The organism is Mucilaginibacter gracilis (genome assembly GCF_003633615.1).
GTDB classification, from domain to species: Bacteria; Bacteroidota; Bacteroidia; order Sphingobacteriales; family Sphingobacteriaceae; genus Mucilaginibacter; species Mucilaginibacter gracilis.
Genome location: NZ_RBKU01000001.1, coordinates 6,256,933 through 6,278,319, shown reverse-complemented (window position 1 = coordinate 6,278,319; position 21,387 = coordinate 6,256,933). Strand labels below are relative to the sequence as shown.

The window sequence follows — 21,387 nt, the reverse complement described above, 5'->3', positions numbered from 1 at the left end:
GATTTGACAACTCTTTAAGAGTTGTCAAATCTTTCTTAGGAGTTGTCAAATCTTTTCGTAATTCTACATCAAATCATTTGCACATCCGCACATTTTCTCATCTGCACATTTTAATCCATTCCCTCATCTGCACATTGAAAATTAATTTCCCTTCGTTAGTTTTTCTTTTTCTTTAAAGGTCATCCACGAGTCGGGTATTTCGGGTTTGAGAGGGAAGCCGTATGTTGGGTTACCCTCCACACGCACATCGTTCGAGTCGAAGTGTTTAATTTCTCCTTTCGCCAGGCGTACTACCCAGCAAGTGTTAACACTCATGCCATAATCCATAATAAAATAGGCCAATCCTGGCCCCAGCGGTGTATGCACCACAATTTGTGGGTTTAACTGTAAAATATTCATAACCTTATACTTTAGGTAGATAGATAAGTATCAAACCTTTGGCCCGGCGAATGGTTTTTGTTTGAAGATAATTATTATCGTTATTTGGTGTGTTAAGGCAAGCTTTTACTTATTGACACGTTTATAAATTTTGCTTACTTTTAGCAAACCAACACAATCCATCATGGCAAAAGCATCAAAAAAAAGTCCGTTTTTAAAAGCCGCCCAAAAAGGCGAATTCCAAAATAACGCAGGTAAACCCGGCTCCGTATCATCCAAAGCTACCTTCACCATGAAATCAAACCCGGCTCGTAAAAAGGGGTAGTTTAGTTGTTGGGTTGTTGGTTGGGATGCGCTTTGAAAAAGAATTTCATTAAGATAATTTAGTGATCGTAATTTGCCCATCTGCACATCAACTCATTCGCACATTAATTTGCCGCTTCCACAAAAATGGGTGTTTCACTCGCCAGCATATTAAACTTTCCGTTTACAGTGGGTTCTTTAGTAGCAGTCATAACGTTTGCGCCAATGTTAAGGCTATGCACAATAATACTTTTTGCCGAACCCAAGTTGAGGGTGTAATTGCCTGTCCGGCCTTTTTCGTCGGGTATCATCAGCACGTACATTGTTTTATTGCCTAAAGTATAAACATCAACCAATGGGTACTGGTTAATGGTTGCTTTGTATTGGTAATTACCTACAAGGTTGGTAGTTTGCAAAATATAATCGGCGGCGGGGCGGCGTGCCAGCGTTTTATCGTCAGCAAAGCCCGATGTGCTGTATTGTACGGCACTGGTATTATCATCAAACAACTGGTAAAAAAAAGTGCGTTTAATGCCATGCCTGTTGTAAAGCAAAGCGGTGCGCAATATCCAGTCGCCCTGTGTTTCAAGGGCCGTTTTTCCAGCCACAGCCATTGCCCGCTGCGGGCTTTGCGCATTAATATCGTACCCGCTTTCGGTTATCCAAACCTCAGGGTGCTGGCGCAAGCTGTTTGCCAGGTTAACAAAATTATTGGCAACCTGGCCCGCCTCGGTAAGCTCGGGCGCAACGCCGCGTGTGGACTGCTTGTTGGCATGTTGCCTGTTATCGTTGGGGTAAATGTGGTAGTTTATTACATCAAAGCAAAGGTTAATACTACCATCGGGTTTGTAGCCACGGTGTTGTTTGCACCAGTCAATCATATCCTGTACAAATTTAGTATCGGCTGCGGCAAGGCCGCACATTACCACTTGCATATTAGGGTCGGCGGTTTTAACACCAACGTTTTTACCCAGTTTGCCTTTGTTGCCATCGTAAAAGGCAGATAGGTTGGCGGCATATTCACGGCCGGTTTGTTTTGCTGCGTCGCCGCGCCACCATTTATCGCGTTCGTTATCGCACTCAATATATTTAATTACCCCCATGCCTATTTTCACCTCGTTAACCGGGTCGGCTGTCCAGCGTGGTTTGCCGTCAACGGTAACCAGTGCGTGGTTAATGTTTTTGTTACTTCCGTAACGTGCCGCTACCTGGAACCCTGCTTTTGCCTGCGCAATGTACGATGCAGGGTCTTCCCTGTTCAACCCAAAAGGTGCCGGCACGTTTTCGCCACCCTGCATCCCGGCCGGGTAGGTTTTATATATCCAGGGTGGGCAGTTTTTAAGGCAAACCAGTACTTCAATATTATCCTGTTTGCAACGCTCGTAAATAGCATCGTAGTTCCAGCCACCGCTACGGGCGGGGTTAAAGGTAAAGCTATCTTCGGCAGGCTCAATTTTTTCCCAGTCAAGGTAATGGCGCACCCCGCTAAAGGTTTTAATGAGGTTCATTTTGGGCTCATAAATATGCAGCGGGTCGTTAAGGTTATAAGGGTTTTGTAAAAAGTTCCATTCGTAGGCATTAATGCCGAACATGTTTTTTAAAGCATTTGGCGCAACAGGGTGCTGTGGTAAATCATCATACGGGGCAGGTGCGCTTGGTATGGTGTTAAGCAAGTTAAGCTTAGCCGGCACACTGCAAAAAATTGGGATAACCAATACCATTAGCGCAATGAACGACAGTGTGATAGCTATATATAAAATTTTCCTCATGTTTATATTTACAAATAGGGTAAACCAAATATAACACCTGTTGTTAAATAATGGCTTTTATTAATTCGGGATTTTTTTTTAAAATAGAACAGGCTATGCACTTTTTAACGTTAAAAGAACGGACATTGTTGGCCGAAAAGCTAAAAAACACACGCGATTTTTTAGTGTACTTTATTGAGGTGGCCATGCTGCGGCCCGAACTCAGCGCATCATCTATCCAAAATGGAAACAATTTGCTTAACTATATGGATAATATACCATCAGTTTTGCCCGCAGACTTTGGCTTTAATGTAGTTATAAAAATATATAATTATGCTAAAGATAGCGGCCTGGATACCGAGCCGGGCATGTACTGGTTAGCCTGGCAGGCCGAACTCAGTAAAAATACCCTTGCTTACTGTACCCACACCCATACCATAGACGGTAACAGGCGGCGTGAAAAAAAAGCCGAATACGAGTATAAATACAAAGTATGGAACAACGGCGAATATATTGAAGAAGACCTGCCCCGCAATTTTGACAATTACCGCGTAACCTTTTTACACCGCGCCGCCAATGTTAACGATTTTAAAAATAAAGGCTCGTGGCTTAGCGCCGATATTACCTTTGACCCCGGCGAGGAGATTACAGGCTAATTACAAAGTTTAGCATACTAATTTATACCTTTGCCCCCCTTAATAATTGAGCAATGAAGATAGCTATTAATGGTTTTGGGCGAATAGGCCGCATCTTTTTACGATCGATATTGCAAAACCCCGGTATTGAGGTTGTTGCCATTAACGACCTTGCTGATACCGAAACGCTTGCTCATCTTTTTAAATACGATTCCGTTCACCGTGGTTTTAAAGGCAATGTTAGTTTTGACGAGCAAAGCCTGATAATTAACGGTAAAACCATATGGGTGTTTGCCGAAAAAGAGCCATCAAAATTACCCTGGAAATTGCTGGATATTGATTTGGTTGTTGAATGTACAGGCAAATTTACCTCGCGCGAAGGCGCAGCACAGCACCTAACCGCCGGGGCAAGGCAAGTAATTATTTCGGCACCATCAACCGATAAAACCGTACCTACGGTAGTTTTAGGCGTAAACGATGGAGAGGTTGATCTTAGGTCGCCTATACTTTCTAATGCATCATGTACAACAAACAACGTTGCTACAATGGTAAAGGTGCTTGATGATAACTGGGGTATTATTGATGGCTACATCACCACCGTACACTCCATGACGGGCGACCAAAACCTGCATGATGCACCTCATAAAGATTTGCGCCGCGCACGTGCCGCATCGGCATCTATCATACCAACATCAACCGGGGCTGCAAAGGCCATCACCAGCATATTTCCGCACCTTTTGGGCAGGCTTGGCGGCGCTGGTATCCGTGTGCCTGTTTTAAACGGCTCCCTTACCGATTTTACCTGTAGCTTAAAACAAACCCCAACCGTTGACGAAATAAACGCCGCCTTTAAAAAAGCATCCCAAAACGGCATGATGGATGTGTTAGAATACACCGAAGATCCTATAGTTTCGGTTGATATTTTGGATAATCCGCATAGCTGCATATTCGATTCTAAACTAACATCGGTTGTTGGTGGCCTGGTAAAAGTTGTAGGTTGGTATGATAACGAAATGGGTTACTCCAGCCGTTTGGCAAACCTGGTACAAAAAATAAGCCTGCTATCATGATAAAGTTTATTACCGCAAACGATGTATTAAACATCCGGAATATTGTTTTGCGCGAAGGCAGGTTGCAACCCAACGAATGCCGTTTCCCTACCGATGAGATAGAAGGCGCTTTCCATCTGGGCTATTTTGATGGCGATATATTGGTTTGCGTGGCTTCGTTCCATCCGCAAACCTATGGCGAATATAAGGGTGTGGCTTACCAGTTACGCGGTATGGCAACTTTGCCAAGCCATCGCAATAAAAGCATAGGCAACCAGCTTGTTAACTTTGCTATAGTTTATTTAAAGGGCCAAAGGGCTAATTATATATGGTGCAACGCCCGTAAAGCAGCAGCTAAGTTTTACCAAAGCATTGGTTTCGAAATTATATCTGCCGAATTTGACGTGCCGGGCATTGGGCCGCATTATGCAATGTATTTAAAAATCCAATAAAATTTTAGGGTATACCATTTATTTCGGAATTTGGCGGAATACAATTTTTTATTGACCAATATTTATGAAAACAATAGATCAAATTAGCTTCGCCGGAAAACGCGCCCTTATCCGGGTTGATTTTAACGTACCGTTAGATGATAGCTTTAACATAACCGATGATAACCGGATGACGGCTGCCCTGCCAACTATCGAAAAAATATTGAAAGATGGTGGTTCGGTTATTTTAATGTCGCACCTGGGCAGGCCAAAAGATGGCCCAACGGATAAATATTCCCTAAAGCACATTGTGCCGCACCTGTCGGACTTATTAGGTCAGCAAGTTGAGTTTGCCGATGATTGCATTGGTGCCGATGCTGCCGAACAGGCAAAGCAACTTAAACCAGGCGAAGTTTTATTATTAGAAAACCTGCGTTTTTATAAAGAAGAAGAAAAAGGTGATGTGGCTTTTGCCGAAAAGCTATCAAAACTGGGCGATATTTATGTTAACGATGCCTTTGGTACAGCTCACCGCGCCCATGCGTCAACAGCGGTTATTGCGCAGTTTTTCCCTACAGCCAAATACTTTGGTTACCTGATGGCCGGCGAATTAGCCAATGCCGAAAAGATACTGAATGACGCCGCTAAGCCTTTCACAGCGGTAATGGGTGGCTCTAAAGTGTCAGACAAAATTCAACTGATAGAGAAACTGTTAGACAAAGTAGATAACCTTATTATAGGTGGTGGTATGGCTTATACCTTTGCCAAAGCTGCCGGTGGCAATATTGGTAACTCATTATTAGAGGCCGATAAGCTTGATTTGGCAAATAGCCTGGTAGAAAGAGCAAAAGCCAAAGGTGTAAACCTGTACCTGCCAACAGATACCATTGTAGCCGATAAATTTGCCAACGATGCCAATACAAGCGTATCGCCAACCAATGATATTAAAGATGGCTGGATGGGTTTAGATATTGGCCCAGATACTATAGCTGCTTTTAGCAAGGTTATCGAATCGTCAAAAACTATTTTATGGAACGGCCCGGTAGGAGTTTTCGAAATGGAATCTTTCGAAAAAGGAACCCGCGCCATTGCAGAAGCGGTAGTAAAAGCAACCGAAAACGGCGCGTTTTCGCTCATCGGTGGTGGCGATTCTGCCGCAGCCGTAGCCAAATTTAACCTTACCGATGAGGTGAGCTATGTATCAACAGGCGGCGGTGCTTTGTTAGAATATATGGAAGGTAAAGAATTGCCAGGCGTTAAAGCGATAAACGAATAAGCAGATTAGTAACGTAATATTGCAAAGGGCCATCGTAACCGATGGCCTTTTGTATTTCGACGTTTTTTATTAACTTTAACAATCAAATTTTGAGTTATGCCGCAAATAACTATAAACTACAAGAAGCCTGAGACCTTGAAGATTTTAAAAAGTCTGTCTAAATATCTGGATTTTGCAATTACATCGACTGAAAAAGCGGATGATAGGTTAGATGATATTTTAGTCCCTGGTGATAAGAGTCTTGACGTTGAAGCACTAAGTGAGGTGATTACCGGAATGCATATTGATGCAAAAGAACTGAGACGATCAGCCTGGAAAAGATAATATGTGATACAGATGCATTGATTGCCGCAACAGCACTGCACGAAGATTATCAACTTTGCACTTATAATGTCAAAGACTATAAGTTCATACACAACTTGAAATTATATAAACACGATTATCTCTAAATGAAATACATTCTTCTATCACTCTATCTTTTACTCGGTGCCGCAACCTTCGCCCAGCAACCGGGTATGGTTAATCCCGATGCGCAATATGTAAAAGATAACTATACCAAATTTGAATATCAAATACCGATGCGCGATGGCAAAAAGCTCTTCACGTCGGTATATGTGCCTAAAGATCAGTCAAAAAAATATCCTTTTATGATGGATCGTACCTGTTATAGTGTTGCACCATATGGCGCCGGTTATAAAGGTTCGTTAGGCCCGTCGTCGCAGTTTGCGCACGATGGCTACATTTTTGTTTACCAGGATGTACGTGGCCGCTGGATGAGCGAAGGTATTTACGAGGAAATGACCCCCGAACTGGAGGAACACAAAACCAATAAAGATGTTGACGAAGGCACCGATACTTACGATACGATTGATTGGCTACTTAAAAACATCCCCAACAACAACGGCAAGGTAGGCGTATGGGGTATATCGTACCCCGGTTTTTATACCACAACGGCCTTATTGAGCCGTCACCCGGCGTTAGTGGCAGCTTCGCCTCAGGCACCCATTGCCGATTTGTGGCGCGATGACGGCTGGCACAACGGCGCCTTTTTTTTGGTGGCTAACTTTGGCTTTTACCCCGGCTTTACCAATAGGCAGGATGATAAACCCACCCAGCGTCGTGGTGGTCGCTTTAACCCCGGCACCGAAGATGGCTACGATTTTTTCATGAAAATGGGACCCATGAAAAACACCAACGATAAGTATTACAAAGATACCATACGCCTGTGGAACGAGATGATTGACCATCCCGATTATGATGAGCACTGGAAGGCGCGTAACGTATTGTACCACCTGCACGATATTAAAACAGCCGTATTGGTAACAGGCGGATGGTATGATGCCGAAGATTTGTACGGTGCTATTAATACCTATAAAACCCTCGTAAAAAACAACCCTAAAACACCCATTTACTTCACTATGGGCCCTTGGGTACATGGCGGCTGGGCGCGCGGCGCGGGCGACCATTTAGGCGATGTTGATTTTGGCGGCCCTACGGGTCCATTCTATCGCGAAAATATCGAATTTAAATTTTTTAGTCATTACCTAAAAGGCACGCCAATGGATGTTGCCCCGGTAAATACTTTTCAAACAGGCGTTAACCAGTGGAAAACTTACAAAGCCTGGCCACCTGCGCAGGCACAGCAAAAAGAACTGTATTTGTTACCGGGTGGTAAGCTATCGTTCAATGCGCCAACGGGTAAAAAGGACAGTTTCGACGAATACGAATCTGATCCTAATAATCCCGTTCCGTTTGTTGCCGACCGGAACCAGACCATGGATATGCAGCGCGAGTATATGACTGCCGACCAACGTTTTCTTTCCACCCGTAAAGATGTACTGAGCTACCAAAGCGATGTGCTTGATAAAGATGTAACCATTGCCGGTAATATATGGGCCAACCTAAGTGTATCCACCACCGGTACCGACGCCGATTTTGTGGTAAAGGTGCTGGATGTTTACCCCGATACCGCCGCAAATAACAAGTTTACCGGTAAGGATGTAAAAATGGCAGGCTACCAGCAAATGGTACGCAGCGAGCCTATGCGTGGCAAATACCGCAACGCTTTTGATAAGCCCGAGCCATTTATACCCGGCACCGTAACCCCTGTAAACTGGGAATTGCAGGATGTGCTGCACACCTTTAAAAAAGGCCACCGTATTATGGTGCAGATACAAAGCACCTGGTTCCCGCTAATTGATCGTAATCCGCAGATATTTACCAATATTATGAAGGCTAACGAGAGCGATTTTAAACAGGCCACGCATAAAATATACACATCAAAACAGCACCCCAGCTTTTTAAAAGTTAGGGTGATGTAAAACCGCACAAAATGCCTTATAGCGAAGATAATAAAAGGTGTTTTTTTAATTAGGCCATGCAAAATAGGTGAGTGGGGTTTAGGGTCATTGTTTTGACGATAAGGTGCTTACGCAACAAGCGCAAATATTTACTCAGCAAACATAGTTTAACACTTCAATTTTTTAACCCGGTTAACAGCCGGGTTTTTTTATTGCCCTTAATTTCATTTTTATATCAAAAGTGGAAACAAATTACACCATAATGCTGTTGAAAACTTTTAAGTGGGTTAAAGTGGGAAAAAGTGTAAAGTTTACCTACTTTTACTTAATAAAGTTTGGAGAAGTGTATATATGTCTCATTTTTTAGGAGAATTTGATTGTAAACTGGATACCAAAGGGAGGATGATGATTCCCGTTGGCCTCAAAAAACAGCTTCCAGAAGCTGAGAAAGAGGGTCTTGTGATCAATCGTGGCTTCGAAAAACACCTTACAATATATACTCGAAAAGAGTGGGATGCTATAGTGGAAGACATGAGTAAACTTAACCAATACGAAAAAAAGACGCGCGAGTTTATACGGTATTTTACCCGCGGCGCTTCGGAGCTTACGCTTGATGGTGCCGGACGGGTGCTTTTGCCCAAAAATTTGCTTGAATATGCAGGCATTGATACCGATGTGGTATTATCGTGTCAGTTTAATAAAATAGAGGTTTGGGCCAAGGCTGCTTATGATTTGCAACTGGACGACGAACCCGAAAACTTTGCAAACCTGGCCGAAGAGGTAATGGGCCGTGCGGGGAGGGCTGCAGGTGAGTAACTACCATAACCCCGTTATGCTGCAAGAGTGCATTGCCGGCTTAAATATACAGCCCAACGGCACTTATGTAGATGTAACTTTTGGTGGCGGCGGGCATTCGCGGGCAATATTGCAGCAATTGGGCGAGGGCGGCAAGCTGGTAGCCTTTGATCAGGATGTTGATGCACAGGCTAATGCTATTGATGATGAGCGCTTTGAGTTTATAGATCAAAACTTTAAGTACCTCAAAAACTTTTGCCGTTTGCATGGTGCAATACCAGCCGACGGTATTTTGGCCGATCTGGGGGTTTCATCGCATCAGTTTGATAAGGCCGAGCGCGGTTTTTCTACCCGTTTTGATGCCGATTTGGATATGCGCATGGATCAGGGTGGGCAGCAAACCGCAAAGGATGTAATAAATACATACAACGAAGCCGATTTGCACCGCATTTTTGGCATGTATGGCGAAATACAGAATGCTAAAACACTAGCCCGCACCGTAGTAACGGCGAGGCTAAATATACAGATTAATACTATTGCCGATTTAAAAAGTGCAATAGCGCCGCTTATTCCGCGTGGTAAAGAAAACAAATATTTGGCGCAGGTTTTTCAGGCCCTGCGTATTGAGGTTAACCAGGAGCTTGAGGCCCTGCAGGAGTTTTTAAAGCAATCTGTTGATGTGCTTGCGCCGGGTGGGCGTTTGGTGGTTATGTCTTACCACTCGTTGGAAGACAGGCTGGTAAAAAGCTTTATAGCCAAAGGTAAGTTTAGCGGCGAACTGGAAAAAGATATTTATGGTAACGACGACAGGCCTTTTGAAGCAGTATCGCGCAAAGCCATAACTGCAACAGACGAAGAAATTAAGTTAAATAACAGGGCACGCAGTGCAAAATTACGAATAGCAGTAAAAAGATGAGCAATCGTTTACGGGCAGAAATTGAGGAAGAGGATGAAAAGGAGTTGATAGTTGAGGAGAAGGCCCCAAAGGAGTTCACCGAAAACTTTTTTACTCAGTTTTTCAGCAAAGGCTTTGTGTCGACAGAATCGGCTACAAGGGCACTCCCTTTTATTCTGTTTATTGCTTTTTTAGGGATGGTTTATATCGCCAACAGGCACCTATCCGAAAAAAGCATGCGCCAAATTGATAAGCTATCTAAAGAAGTAAAAGAATTAAACTGGGACTATAAATCAACCAAAGCCGAATTGGCTTATAAAAGTACGCTAACCGAGGTTGCAAAACGGGCAGATACCCTGGGTATTAAAATACTTGTTGAGCCGCCGCAAAAATTAACCATTAACGAAGATAGCAAATGAGTATCAGGACTAACATTCTGCTTCGGGTTTACCTGGCTTTCGGGTTAATCATGGTATTTGCATTGGCGGTAGCCGTGCAGTTATGCCGTGTGCAATTTGTGCAGGGTAAAAAATGGTGCGCTATGGCTGATAGCCTTTCAACCCGTTATGTTAAGGTTGAGGCGGCACGTGGCAACATCTTCTCGTCCGACGGGAGTTTGCTGGCCACATCTATACCCGAGTATGAGTTGCACATGGATTTGCTGGCCGGCGGCATTGCCGACGACGATACGTTTTTAGAAAAAATTGATTCGCTGGCACTCAAAATGTCGCAATTTTTTGGGGATAAATCTGCAAGCGAATATTCACGGCTCTTTAAAGATGCCCGTAAAGATAGTTCGCGGTACGAGCTTATTCGTCGTAATGTAACCTATCAGCAATTAAAGCAGGTACGTAAGTTTCCTATTTTTAATATGGGTAAATACAAAGGCGGGCTAATTGTTGTGCAAAAAAACAAGCGCATTTTGCCTTTTAAATCGTTAGCGGCCCGTACCATAGGGTATACTAACGAGAATGTTAGCAATGTGGTTGGTTTAGAAGGTGCTTATGCCAACTACATTAACGGCGAAAGCGGGCAACGCTTAATGCAGCATGTTGCAGGCGGTATTTGGATACCTGTTAACAATGGTAACGACGAAGAAGTTGAACCCAAAGAGGGCGCGGATATTATATCAACCATTGATGTTAACTTTCAGGACGTAGCCCAAAAGGCGCTCGAAAAGCAATTGATAAAAAGCGATGCCGACCACGGTGTAGTGATATTAATGGAAGTACAAACCGGAGAGGTGCGTGCCGTTGCCAACTATACCAAGGTAGCGCCGCGCGTTTATAAAGAAAAATTTAACTACGCCATTGCAGGTAATCAGGATCCCGGTTCAACTTTTAAGCTGGCATCGTACATGGCTTTGATAGAAGACCATAAGGTTGATACAAGCACGCGTGTAAACACGGGTACATACCAAATACCAGGCCATTTAATTAAAGATTCGCACGGTAGCATTGGCGTTGTATCGGTTAAACGCGCTTTCGAAGAATCGTCAAACTCGGCAATTGCCTATCTGGTTAACAACGCTTATCATAACGACCAGTCGCAATTTACTGATCATTTGTACGATTGGCACCTGAACGAAAAAATGGGCTTACAAATACCCGGCGAAGCGCGCCCCGTAATTAAAAACCCGAAGAATACCAGTTGGAACAAAAAAATGACCTTGCCGCAAATGGCCTACGGTTACGAAATGCAGCTTACGCCTTTAAAAATGCTGTCGTTTTACAATGCTGTAGCCAATAATGGTAAATACATATCGCCGGTTTTTGTACGCGAGATTAAAAGGATGGGCAATACCATAGAGCGTTTTCAAACGCACGTTATCAACCCTAAAATATGTTCGGACAGGACATTGAAGATTATGCAGGAATTGCTCGAAGGCGTGGTATCCGAAGGAACCGGGAAGTCCATAATTAATAACCCGCTATACAAAATTGCAGGTAAAACCGGCACCGCGCAGGTGGCCGATGCCAACAAAGGTTACAAGGCAAAAAAGCAATACCAGGCTTCGTTTTGCGGGTACTTCCCGGCAGATCATCCTAAGTATTCGCTCATTGTGGTTATTAATGATCCTAAAGGGGGATATTATGCCGCCAAGGTTGCAGGCCCGCCCTTCCGCGAAATTGCCGATAAGGTTTACTCCAGCGATTTGGATATGAACCAAAGCACGCCAATGCGCTACGTGGGTAACACCAGGCCTGCAAAAATTAAAACCGGCGATCGGAAGGCCATTCAACAGGTTTACAGCAAATTGGGCATCAAGCCCCTTTATGCATCAAACAACCCTGTAACCGATACCAGCAACGGCGTAGTTGCCGATGATGTAAGATATAGAAAAGGCCTGGTGCCAAGTGTAACCGGCATGGGTTTAAGCGATGCTTTGTACACACTGGGCAATGCGGGTTATAAAGTTAATGTACGAGGTAGCGGCGTAGTAGCCAGGCAGTCGGTAACGGGTGGCAGCATTATTCCTAAAGGATCAAAAATTCAAATCGAACTGGAATGAAGTACTTGAGCGAAATATTAAATGGTGTACCGGCAACCGAGTTGCAGGGTGCCGATGATATGCAAATTACAGGCATTGTGTTTGATTCGCGCAAGGTTGTACCCGGTTCGTTGTTTGTAGCCGTGCGCGGTACCGTGGTTGATGGGCACGATTATATTGAGCAAGCCGTTAAAGACGGCGCAGCAGCCATAATTTGCGAAGACCTGCCCGGCCATACCGCTGGCGAAGTAGCTTATATTATGGTTGCTAATTCGGCAGTGGCACTTGGGCAAATGGCTGCAAACTTTTATGCGCACCCTTCAACCAAGTTAAAGCTTGTAGGGGTAACCGGTACCAACGGTAAAACAACTGTGGCAACGCTTTTATACCAGCTTTTTCGCGATATGGGTTATAAATGCGGTTTGCTTTCTACGGTTGAAAACCAAATCAACGGTAACGTTATCCCGGCCACGCATACCACGCCCAACCAGGTTGAGCTAAACAGTTTGCTTAACGATATGGTTAACCAGGGTTGCGATTATTGCTTTATGGAAGTTAGTTCGCACGCCGTAGCACAGCACCGTATTGAGGGTTTGGTTTTCGCGGGTGCAATATTTACTAACCTCACCCACGATCATCTCGACTACCATAAAACGTTTGATAATTACCTTAAAGCAAAAAAAGCTTTTTTTGATACCCTGCCAAAAAGCGCATTTGCCTTAACCAATATTGACGATAAAAATGGCAACGTGATGCTGCAAAACACCAAAGCCACTAAAAAAAGCTACGCCCTGAGAAGCCTTGCCGATTTTAAAGCCAAAATATTGGAAAACCAGTTTGGGGGTTTGCTTTTGCAGATTGACGGTGAAGAAGTTTGGTTTAAAATGGTGGGTAGCTTTAATGCCTACAACCTGCTTGCTGTATACGGAGCCGCCGTTTTATTGGGGCAGGATAAAACAAAGGTGCTTACTTCGTTAAGTAAGCTGCATGGAGCCGAAGGCAGGTTTGATTACACCATATCGCCAAATAAAGTAATTGGTATTGTTGATTATGCCCACACGCCCGATGCTGTGCAAAATGTTTTGAGCACCATTCACGATATACGCAAAGGTACCAGTAAAGTGATAACCATAATAGGCTGCGGCGGCGACAGGGATAAAACCAAACGCCCAATTATGGCTAAGGTAGCCTGCCAGTGGAGCGATAAAGTTATCCTCACGTCAGACAATCCGCGGAGCGAAGATCCCGAGCAAATTATTAAAGATATGGAAGCCGGGCTTAGTGCCGATGATAAAAAGAAAACCATTAGCATCACTAACCGCCACGAAGCCATTAAAACGGCGTGCCATTTAGCATCCGCGGGCGATATTGTTTTGGTAGCCGGAAAAGGTCACGAAAAGTATCAGGAAATAAAAGGGGTACGTAGCCACTTTGATGATAAGGAAGAATTGTTGAACAACTTTAACCAATTAGCACAATAGCCAATGCTTTACTATTTGTTTAATTATTTAGATCACAACTTTAGCATTCCCGGCATCGGTGTGTTCCAGTATATCACCTTCCGTATGGCTATGGCGGTTATCACTTCGTTGATAATTACTACGGTATATGGCCGCAGGTTAATTGATTACTTGCGCTATAAGCAAGTTGGCGAAACTGTGCGTAACCTGGGCCTGGAAGGGCAAATGCAAAAACAAGGTACACCAACTATGGGTGGTATAATCATTCTGTTAGGCATATTGGTGCCAACGCTGCTATTTGCCAAGCTCGAAAATGTGTATATCATATTGATGCTCGTTAGCACCGTGTGGTTGGGCGCCATTGGTTTCCTTGACGATTATATTAAGGTATTCAAAAAAAATAAAGAAGGCCTTGCTGGTAAATTTAAAATAGTTGGCCAGGTAGGTTTAGCACTAATTGTTGGGTGGACAATGTATTTCAATTCCAACATCATCATTCGCCAGGAAGTAAAGCTTCCTGTAAAATATGATGTGCCGGTTGAATTCCACATGCGTAATAACAAAGCTGTTTATACCCAAAATATTAAGTCCACAAAATCAACCATGCCATTTTGGAAAAACAATGAGTTTGATTACAGTAAAGGGCTTAAAATATTTGGACCTAATTACGACCATTATACATTCCTGGTATTTATGCTGGTGATGATAATCATCATTGTGTTCATCTCCAACGGTGCCAACATAACCGATGGTATTGATGGGTTAGCAACGGGCACTTCGGCAATTATTGGGGTAACCCTGGCTATACTGGCCTATGTATCCGGGAATACCGTTATTGCCGATTACCTCAATATCATGTACATCCCTAATTCGGGCGAGCTGGTAATTTTTGCAGGTGCCTTTGTAGGTGCGTGTGTGGGTTTCCTTTGGTACAACTCATATCCGGCGCAGGTTTTTATGGGCGATACGGGTAGTTTGGCAATAGGTGGTATTATAGCTGTTTTTGCTATCATGATCCGTAAGGAGCTGATGTTGCCTTTATTATGTGGAGTGTTCATTATTGAAAATTTTTCGGTAATGATACAGGTTGGCTGGTTCAAGTTCACCAAAAAACGAACTGGTGAAGGTCGCAGGGTATTCCTGATGGCGCCTCTGCACCACCACTTCCAGAAAAAGGGTTTCCACGAAGCGAAAATTGTAACCCGCTTCTGGATCATTGGTATTGCACTGGCGGTAATAACCGTTTTAACATTGAAATTGAGATAAAGGCCCCCTAACCCCCTGAAGGGGGAACGGACGATTTAATATAAAAGAGATAACTAACAAAATAAACAAATCAAAAATCTCTCCCGCCGGGCGAGATTTAGAGGAACTAAAATGGAAGCGCAAAACAACATACCCAATCAAAAGTTCCCCCTTCAGGGGGCGGAGGGGGCTCGCCTTGTTGTTTTGGGTGCCGGCGAAAGCGGTGCCGGGGCAGCATACCTTGCGCAGCAGCAGGGTTATGATGTTTTTGTTTCTGATTTTGGCACCATTGCCGATAAGTATAAAGCACAGCTAACCGGCTGGGGTATCCGCTTTGAAGAGCAGCAGCACACCGAAGCCGAGATACTTGCTGCTACCGAAATAATTAGAAGCCCGGGCATTCCGGATAAGGCACCTATTATTAAAAAAATTAAGGAAAAGGGCATTGCGCTTATATCCGAAATTGAATTTGCCGGTATGTATACTCATGCAAAAATGATATGCGTTACGGGCTCTAACGGTAAAACTACTACAGCAAGCTTAACCTACCATATATTAAAAAAGGCAGGGTTAAATGTAGGTTTGGCAGGTAACATTGGCAAAAGCTTTGCTTACCAGGTGGCTACACAAAATTTTGATTATTACGTGCTCGAGATTAGCAGCTTTATGCTGGATAACATGTACAATTTTAAAGCACACATAGCTGTACTGCTTAACATTACACCCGACCATTTGGACAGGTATGATTACAAGATGGAAAACTATGCCGCATCAAAATTTAGGATAGCTCAAAATCAAACCGCAGCCGATTATTTTATTTACTGCGATGATGATGCCGAAACTATTAAAGGCATGGCTCAACGCAGCTTTAAGGCACAATTATTACCATTTTCAATACAACATATGGTGGAGCGGGGAGCATATCTCGACGACCAAAATATTATTATAAACCCAATATTAGAACATTTTAAAATGTCAATTAACCAACTGGCCCTACAGGGTAAGCACAACATCTACAACTCAATGGCTTCCGGTATTACGGCCCGCGTTCTTGAAATCCGCAACCAAACCATCCGCGAAAGCATGACCGATTTTCAAAACATCGATCACCGTTTAGAGTTTGTTGCCAAAATATCAGGTATCGCTTTCATTAACGATTCTAAGGCTACCAACGTAAACTCAACCTGGTACGCACTCGAAAGCATGGGCAATAACGTAGTGCTTATTTTGGGAGGTGTTGATAAGGGTAACGACTACAACATGCTTAAAGAGTTGGTTAAACAAAAGGTACACTCCATAGTATGTTTAGGTAAAGATAACAGCCGTATACATGAAGCTTTTGAAGATGATGTAGAAGTGATTGTAAACACCAATTCGGCTTCCGAAGCGGTGCAGGTAGCTTACCATCTGGCAAAAAGAGGCGATACCGTTTTGTTATCACCAGCCTGTGCAAGTTTTGATTTGTTTGAAAATTACGAAGACCGTGGCAACCAGTTTAAAACTGCGGTTAAAGAATTATAGTATTTAAATGTGCGGATGCGAAAATATGCAGGTGTGCAAATGAAATGTTTGAATAGGAATTTATAGAATTTGTTTGAATCAGAATTTATAGAATTTTAGAATTAACAGAATAGAATAGGTTATCGGTGTAATTAAAAAACAAAATTGGTGAAATCCCAAATAAATAGGATCAGCGAAATCATAAAAATCAACATTAATCAACGGTAAATGATAGCGAGTTTAGATAGTATATTGAGCAAAACAAGGGGCGATAGGTGGATATGGCTCATTGTTATTTTATTGTCTATGATATCTCTGTTGGCTGTTTATAGTTCAACGGGTACGCTTGCTTTTAAGCGTGGGGTAGGTGCCGAGTCTATTTTGATGAAACACCTTGCCATGATAATTGGTGGTATAGGGCTCATGTATATTTCGCACAAAATTGATTACCGGTATTATGCAGGTATCTCTAAATTGTTAATGATAGCCACCATACCCTTATTGCTTTACACTTTGGTATTTGGTAACCACGTTAACGATGCCAGCCGTTGGATACCCATACCCGGCACAGGCCTAAGCTTCCAAACATCTGATTTGGCAAAGCTTGCGCTGATAACTTTTCTGGCACGCACCTTATCGCGCAAGCAAGAAAACATTAAGGATGTTAAGCAATCATTCATCCCTATCATGAGTTCGGTTTGTGTGGTGTTTATATTAATTGCGCTGGCAAACCTATCAACAGCTTTAATGCTGTTTGGTGTAAGCGTTTTATTGCTCATTATAGGCCGCATTAGTATTAAACAAATTGCAGTGGTTTGTTTGGCCGGGGCGGTGTTGCTGGCAGGAGTTGTTTTTTTAGGTCCGAGGCGTAAAACATACATTTCGCGTATACACACCTATATGCACCCCGAAAAAGCCACTGCCGATAAATCGTTCCAGTCCGATCATGCTAAAATTGCCATCGCATCAGGCGGAATTTTTGGCAAGGGCCCCGGCAACAGTACCGAGCGCAATTACCTGCCCGATTCGTTTTCGGACGAGATATATGCCATCATAGTAGAGGAGTATGGCCTGATAGGTGGCCTTACCCTAATGGGGATATACCTGTTTTTACTTTACCGGTGCATAAAAATAGTAACAAAGGCACCAAAGGCATTTGGCGCGTTGCTGGCCTGCGGTTTAAGTTTTAGTTTAACTATACAGGCATTTGCCAATATGGCCGTTGCAGTAGGGCTTGGCCCGGTAACAGGTGTGCCGTTGCCTTTAGTGAGTATGGGTGGTACATCAATTTTGTTTACAAGTATAGCATTTGGTATCATCCTCTCGGTTAGCCGCGATAACGACGAACCAAAGAAGGTGGTAGTGGGCGAAATAACGGAGGCCCCCTAACCCCCTAAAGGGGGACGGATAGTTTGAGAGATAAAGAGTTAATTAACACAATATAAAAGCGAAGCAAACAATGCAAAGCGATAACAATACTGCTAATCAAAAGCTCCCCCTTCAGGGGGTTAGGGGGCCTCGTATTATCATAAGCGGTGGCGGCACAGGGGGGCATATTTTCCCTGCAATTGCTATTGCCAATGCTTTAAAAAAGCTTGATCCCCAAACCGAGATATTATTTGTAGGTGCCCTGGGCCGTATGGAAATGGAAAAAGTTCCGGCGGCAGGTTATCAAATTATTGGTTTAGATATACAGGGCATCCAGCGTAGTTCCGTCTGGAAAAACCTGATGTTCCCGGTTAAATTATTAAAAAGCGTAGGCAAGGCACTAACCATAATAAAAAACTTTAAACCCAATGCCGCCGTTGGCGTAGGTGGTTATGCTTCGGGCCCGTTGTTATACGCTGCATCGTTAAAGGGCATTCCTTATTTAATACAAGAGCAAAACTCTTACGCAGGTATCACCAATAAATGGCTCGCCAAAAAGGCATCTAAAATTTGTGTGGCATTTGATGGGATGGAAAAGTTTTTCCCTGCCGGTAAGCTCATAAAAACAGGGAACCCAATCCGTAAAGAATCGGTTGATATTGAGGGTAAGCGTTTTTCGTCATTAGAATTATTAAAACTGCATGGTGCTAAAAAAACCATACTGGTAACAGGTGGCAGCCTTGGTGCAGGCACCTTAAATAAAAGCGTGATGGCCGGCTTAGATAAATTAATAGCTGCCGATGTGCAGGTAATATGGCAAACCGGCAAGTATTACTATAAAGGCATTATTGAAAAATTGGGCGAAAATTATCATCCCAACATCCGCATTATGGAGTTTGTGAGCCGTATGGATTTGGCTTACGCTGCTGCGGATATTATAATTTCGCGTGCCGGGGCAGGTACTATTGCCGAGTTATGTGTAATTAAAAAGCCGGTTATTTTGGTGCCATCGCCAAACGTGGCCGAAGATCATCAAACAAAAAATGCGCTGGCATTAATGCAAACCAACGCCGCCGTTTTTGTGCCTGATAGGGATGCCGAAACTAAATTGATTGATACAGCTTTAGAGCTGCTTAATGATAAAGAGAAACAAAAAAAACTAAGCAACAACATTGGCAAACTGGCACTGCCACAAGCCGATGATGTTATAGCAAAAGAGGTTATCCAAATAACAATTAACAATTAAGCTCAAGCTCCCTCTTCCCAAAGGAGGGAGCTTATTTAAAAAAACAAAAATGGAGTTACGCCATATCAATAAGGTTTATTTGCTGGGTATCGGGGGCATCGGTATGAGCGGCCTTGCGCGTTACTTTAACCATTTGGGCTGCCTTGTTTGCGGATACGACAAAACATCAACCCCTTTAACAACCGCACTCAAAGATGAGGGCATCCATATAACCTTTGAGGATAATGTTGATAATATCCCTCTCGATTTTTATAAGCCGGGTAAGGGCACATTAATTATTTACACGCCTGCGGTACCTCACTACCTGGAAATATTTAACTTTTTTACCGAGCGCGGTTTTGAGCCTCAAAAGCGGTCGCAGGTGTTGGGTATTATAAGTAAAGGGTTGGTAACTGTTGCTGTTGCGGGTACGCACGGCAAAACCACAACTTCCAGCATGATAGCGCATATCCTTAAAGCTTCCGGTAAAGATTGTTCGGCATTTTTGGGTGGTATTGCATCAAATTATAATAGCAATGTGCTGTTTGGTAAAAGCAAAATTATGGTTGTTGAGGCCGACGAGTACGACCGCTCGTTTTTAACCCTGCATCCAAATATAGCCATCATTACCTCTATGGATGCCGACCATCTTGATATTTATGGCGATCATGCACAGTTAACCGAGTCGTTCCAGCTTTTTGCTTCGCAGTTAAAAGTTGGGGGCGAGCTTATTTACCATAAAGGCTTACCAATTCACCAGGGCACAACTTACGGTATCAACACCTTTGCCGATGTTGTTGGCGATAATATCAGCATCAACAATGGCGTGTTTTACTTTAATTTTCAAAACCAAAAGGTTGCTATTAAAGATATTGAGATGGGCATTGCCGGTATTCATAATATTGAAAATGCTGTGGCGGCCATTCAGGCTGCGTTATATTTAGATGTTAAGCCCGATGCTATAAAAAAAGCGCTTAAATCTTTCCGTGGTGTAAAACGCAGGTTTGAGTACGTTGTAAAAACCGACAAACAAATTTATATTGATGATTACGCCCACCACCCCGAAGAGCTGCGGGCCTGCATATCATCAATTAGGCGCTTATATCCTAATAAAAAGCTAACTGTTGTTTTTCAGCCGCACCTTTTTAGCCGCACGCGAGATTTTGCCGATGGCTTTGCCGAAGTACTGGATACGTGCGATGAGTTACTGATGCTGGATATTTACCCCGCGCGCGAACTGCCCATTGCCGGTGTTAACTCGGAAATGATATTAAGCCGCATGAACCGGGCCGATAAACGCAAATGTGGAAAAGAGGAAGTTATTGAGATAGTAAAAAATGAAAAGCCCGAACTGTTGTTAACCGTAGGCGCGGGCGATATAGACCAATTGGTTGCACCCTTAAAAAACGCATTAAAAAATGTTTAAAAACCCTGTTTGGCGTAAAATACTAATCGGCTTTGCCTGGGTAACCGGCATAGGTGGTATTGTTGCGCTCATGAGTTTTATTGAACATAAGCAGGCTGGTGTAGTTTGTACCGAAGTAAAGATATTTATACCCGGCAACCAGTATTTTATTGATAAAGAAGAAGTTGATAATATTTTACAAGTAAAAAGCAATGCGCTGATAGGCCACAAGCTGGAAGATATAAACATACACGCGCTCGAAGAAAAGTTACGGGCCAACCCGTTTATTGAGTCGGCAGAGGTATATATGGAGATGGATGGCGTTATTCATGTTTCAATTAGCCAAAGGCAGCCAATTTTAAGAATAGTTAACAAATACGATCAGGATTTTTATATAGATCAGCACGGTTTAAAAATTCCGTTATCGCAAAATTTTACCGCGAGGGTTTTAGTTGCTACTGGCCAAATAGACGAATTGTTTGCAAACCGGGTTGACTCGGTACATAACGATATTGCGAAGAACCTTTTTAAAACAGCCGATTTTATACGCAAGGATTCGTTGTGGAACGCGCAGATAGTGCAGATATACGTAAACAACAACCATGAGCTGGAGCTGATACCCCGTGTTGGCAACCACCGGATATTACTTGGCAATGCCGATTCGCTTTCGAACAAATTTGCCAATTTACTGGCATTTTACAAACAGGCGTTGCCAAAGGTGGGGCAGGATGCTTACACGGTTATTAATATTAAATATGCCAACCAGGTAGTTGGCATTAAGGGCGAGGCCCTGCTAAAGCAGGATTCGATAAACAAAAGGAAAGCCCTGTTAAACAAGAGTACAGATAAGCCGGATACAGCCGGAGTAAAGGAAGAATTTTAA

Annotated in this window: 20 protein-coding genes; 18 read left to right on the top strand and 2 right to left on the bottom strand. The window is 43.3% G+C overall.

Going from position 1 to position 21,387, the window contains the following annotated elements; translation table 11 throughout:
* Positions 1-141 precede the first annotated feature (141 nt).
* Positions 142-399, bottom strand: coding sequence for a hypothetical protein (locus BDD43_RS28015; protein WP_121201522.1), 258 nt, complete (start codon positions 397-399; stop codon positions 142-144).
* 163 nt (positions 400-562) lie between these two features.
* On the opposite strand from BDD43_RS28015, the gene BDD43_RS30310 reads away from it, so the two are divergent.
* Positions 563-703: a hypothetical protein gene (locus BDD43_RS30310; protein ID WP_162847185.1), complete on the top strand. Its 141-nt coding sequence runs from the start codon at positions 563-565 to the stop codon at positions 701-703.
* A 103-nt stretch (positions 704-806) separates the two neighbouring features.
* Here the strand turns inward: BDD43_RS30310 and BDD43_RS28010 are convergent, their stop codons facing one another.
* On the bottom strand, positions 807-2,450 hold the full coding sequence (locus tag BDD43_RS28010) for a hypothetical protein (protein ID WP_147425761.1): 1,644 nt from the start codon (positions 2,448-2,450) through the stop codon (positions 807-809).
* A gap of 50 nt (positions 2,451-2,500) precedes the next feature.
* Here BDD43_RS28010 and BDD43_RS28000 point away from each other — a divergent pair, with 50 nt between their 5' ends.
* The 17 genes from BDD43_RS28000 to BDD43_RS27920 all read left to right on the top strand — a co-directional run bounded on the left by BDD43_RS28000 (position 2,501) and on the right by BDD43_RS27920 (position 21,387).
* Entirely contained in the window at positions 2,501-3,085 is a 585-nt protein-coding gene (locus BDD43_RS28000; protein WP_121201519.1) for a hypothetical protein, read from the top strand.
* 53 nt (positions 3,086-3,138) lie between these two features.
* Positions 3,139-4,134, top strand: a complete 996-nt coding sequence (gap, locus tag BDD43_RS27995; protein WP_121201518.1) for a type I glyceraldehyde-3-phosphate dehydrogenase — start codon at positions 3,139-3,141, stop codon at positions 4,132-4,134.
* On the top strand, positions 4,131-4,565 hold the full coding sequence (locus BDD43_RS27990) for a GNAT family N-acetyltransferase (protein ID WP_121201517.1): 435 nt from the start codon (positions 4,131-4,133) through the stop codon (positions 4,563-4,565). Before gap ends, BDD43_RS27990 begins: the two co-directional genes overlap by 4 nt.
* A 64-nt stretch (positions 4,566-4,629) precedes the next feature.
* Entirely contained in the window at positions 4,630-5,820 is a 1,191-nt protein-coding gene (locus BDD43_RS27985) for a phosphoglycerate kinase (RefSeq protein WP_121201516.1), read from the top strand.
* A gap of 96 nt (positions 5,821-5,916) precedes the next feature.
* Positions 5,917-6,144: a hypothetical protein gene (locus tag BDD43_RS27980; RefSeq protein ID WP_121201515.1), complete on the top strand. Its 228-nt coding sequence runs from the start codon at positions 5,917-5,919 to the stop codon at positions 6,142-6,144.
* Positions 6,145-6,269: 125 nt separating this feature from the next.
* On the top strand, positions 6,270-8,141 hold the full coding sequence (locus BDD43_RS27975; RefSeq protein WP_121201514.1) for a CocE/NonD family hydrolase: 1,872 nt from the start codon (positions 6,270-6,272) through the stop codon (positions 8,139-8,141).
* Between the two features lie 330 nt (positions 8,142-8,471).
* Entirely contained in the window at positions 8,472-8,936 is a 465-nt protein-coding gene (gene mraZ / locus BDD43_RS27970) for a division/cell wall cluster transcriptional repressor MraZ (protein ID WP_121201513.1), read from the top strand.
* A complete protein-coding gene (gene rsmH / locus BDD43_RS27965; protein ID WP_121202150.1) occupies positions 8,929-9,831 on the top strand; it encodes a 16S rRNA (cytosine(1402)-N(4))-methyltransferase RsmH in 903 nt (300 codons plus the stop codon). The genes mraZ and rsmH overlap by 8 nt, the downstream gene beginning before the upstream one ends.
* Positions 9,828-10,229 carry an FtsL-like putative cell division protein gene (locus tag BDD43_RS27960; RefSeq protein ID WP_121201512.1) on the top strand — a complete coding sequence of 134 codons (402 nt, stop codon included), beginning with the start codon at positions 9,828-9,830 and terminating at the stop codon, positions 10,227-10,229. Before rsmH ends, BDD43_RS27960 begins: the two co-directional genes overlap by 4 nt.
* Complete coding sequence (locus BDD43_RS27955) at positions 10,226-12,322, top strand: penicillin-binding protein (RefSeq protein WP_121201511.1); 2,097 nt, start codon at positions 10,226-10,228, stop codon at positions 12,320-12,322. The genes BDD43_RS27960 and BDD43_RS27955 overlap by 4 nt, the downstream gene beginning before the upstream one ends.
* Positions 12,319-13,782: a UDP-N-acetylmuramoyl-L-alanyl-D-glutamate--2,6-diaminopimelate ligase gene (locus BDD43_RS27950; RefSeq protein WP_121201510.1), complete on the top strand. Its 1,464-nt coding sequence runs from the start codon at positions 12,319-12,321 to the stop codon at positions 13,780-13,782. The genes BDD43_RS27955 and BDD43_RS27950 overlap by 4 nt, the downstream gene beginning before the upstream one ends.
* A gap of 3 nt (positions 13,783-13,785) precedes the next feature.
* Entirely contained in the window at positions 13,786-15,027 is a 1,242-nt protein-coding gene (mraY, locus tag BDD43_RS27945) for a phospho-N-acetylmuramoyl-pentapeptide-transferase (RefSeq protein WP_121201509.1), read from the top strand.
* 111 nt (positions 15,028-15,138) lie between these two features.
* The gene (murD, locus tag BDD43_RS27940; protein ID WP_121201508.1) at positions 15,139-16,527 is read left to right on the top strand and encodes a UDP-N-acetylmuramoyl-L-alanine--D-glutamate ligase; all 1,389 of its coding nucleotides are present in this window, start codon (positions 15,139-15,141) and stop codon (positions 16,525-16,527) included.
* A 207-nt stretch (positions 16,528-16,734) separates the two neighbouring features.
* The gene (locus BDD43_RS27935; protein ID WP_121201507.1) at positions 16,735-17,895 is read left to right on the top strand and encodes an FtsW/RodA/SpoVE family cell cycle protein; all 1,161 of its coding nucleotides are present in this window, start codon (positions 16,735-16,737) and stop codon (positions 17,893-17,895) included.
* A gap of 70 nt (positions 17,896-17,965) precedes the next feature.
* Positions 17,966-19,120, top strand: a complete 1,155-nt coding sequence (gene murG, locus BDD43_RS27930; RefSeq protein ID WP_121201506.1) for an undecaprenyldiphospho-muramoylpentapeptide beta-N-acetylglucosaminyltransferase — start codon at positions 17,966-17,968, stop codon at positions 19,118-19,120.
* Between the two features lie 49 nt (positions 19,121-19,169).
* Complete coding sequence (murC, locus tag BDD43_RS27925; protein ID WP_121201505.1) at positions 19,170-20,525, top strand: UDP-N-acetylmuramate--L-alanine ligase; 1,356 nt, start codon at positions 19,170-19,172, stop codon at positions 20,523-20,525.
* Positions 20,518-21,387 (top strand): cell division protein FtsQ/DivIB, encoded by an 870-nt coding sequence (locus BDD43_RS27920; RefSeq protein WP_211339745.1) that lies wholly within the window; start codon positions 20,518-20,520, stop codon positions 21,385-21,387. The genes murC and BDD43_RS27920 overlap by 8 nt, the downstream gene beginning before the upstream one ends.

Bases quoted from the DNA above. Each gene is read 5' to 3' on its own strand.
- murC (WP_121201505.1), top strand. From the start codon at position 19,170: ATGGAGTTACGCCATATCAATAAGGTTTATTTGCTGGGTATCGGGGGC.
- BDD43_RS27975 (WP_121201514.1), top strand. From the start codon at position 6,270: ATGAAATACATTCTTCTATCACTCTATCTTTTACTCGGTGCCGCAACC.
- BDD43_RS27955 (WP_121201511.1), top strand. From the start codon at position 10,226: ATGAGTATCAGGACTAACATTCTGCTTCGGGTTTACCTGGCTTTCGGG.
- BDD43_RS27980 (WP_121201515.1), top strand. From the start codon at position 5,917: ATGCCGCAAATAACTATAAACTACAAGAAGCCTGAGACCTTGAAGATT.
- BDD43_RS30310 (WP_162847185.1), top strand. From the start codon at position 563: ATGGCAAAAGCATCAAAAAAAAGTCCGTTTTTAAAAGCCGCCCAAAAA.
- BDD43_RS28010 (WP_147425761.1), bottom strand. From the start codon at position 2,450: ATGAGGAAAATTTTATATATAGCTATCACACTGTCGTTCATTGCGCTA.
- BDD43_RS28000 (WP_121201519.1), top strand. From the start codon at position 2,501: ATGGCTTTTATTAATTCGGGATTTTTTTTTAAAATAGAACAGGCTATG.
- BDD43_RS27920 (WP_211339745.1), top strand. From the start codon at position 20,518: ATGTTTAAAAACCCTGTTTGGCGTAAAATACTAATCGGCTTTGCCTGG.
- murD (WP_121201508.1), top strand. From the start codon at position 15,139: ATGGAAGCGCAAAACAACATACCCAATCAAAAGTTCCCCCTTCAGGGG.
- BDD43_RS27950 (WP_121201510.1), top strand. From the start codon at position 12,319: ATGAAGTACTTGAGCGAAATATTAAATGGTGTACCGGCAACCGAGTTG.
- BDD43_RS27960 (WP_121201512.1), top strand. From the start codon at position 9,828: ATGAGCAATCGTTTACGGGCAGAAATTGAGGAAGAGGATGAAAAGGAG.
- BDD43_RS27935 (WP_121201507.1), top strand. From the start codon at position 16,735: ATGATAGCGAGTTTAGATAGTATATTGAGCAAAACAAGGGGCGATAGG.
- BDD43_RS27985 (WP_121201516.1), top strand. From the start codon at position 4,630: ATGAAAACAATAGATCAAATTAGCTTCGCCGGAAAACGCGCCCTTATC.
- BDD43_RS27990 (WP_121201517.1), top strand. From the start codon at position 4,131: ATGATAAAGTTTATTACCGCAAACGATGTATTAAACATCCGGAATATT.
- mraZ (WP_121201513.1), top strand. From the start codon at position 8,472: ATGTCTCATTTTTTAGGAGAATTTGATTGTAAACTGGATACCAAAGGG.
- mraY (WP_121201509.1), top strand. From the start codon at position 13,786: ATGCTTTACTATTTGTTTAATTATTTAGATCACAACTTTAGCATTCCC.
- gap (WP_121201518.1), top strand. From the start codon at position 3,139: ATGAAGATAGCTATTAATGGTTTTGGGCGAATAGGCCGCATCTTTTTA.
- BDD43_RS28015 (WP_121201522.1), bottom strand. From the start codon at position 399: ATGAATATTTTACAGTTAAACCCACAAATTGTGGTGCATACACCGCTG.
- murG (WP_121201506.1), top strand. From the start codon at position 17,966: ATGCAAAGCGATAACAATACTGCTAATCAAAAGCTCCCCCTTCAGGGG.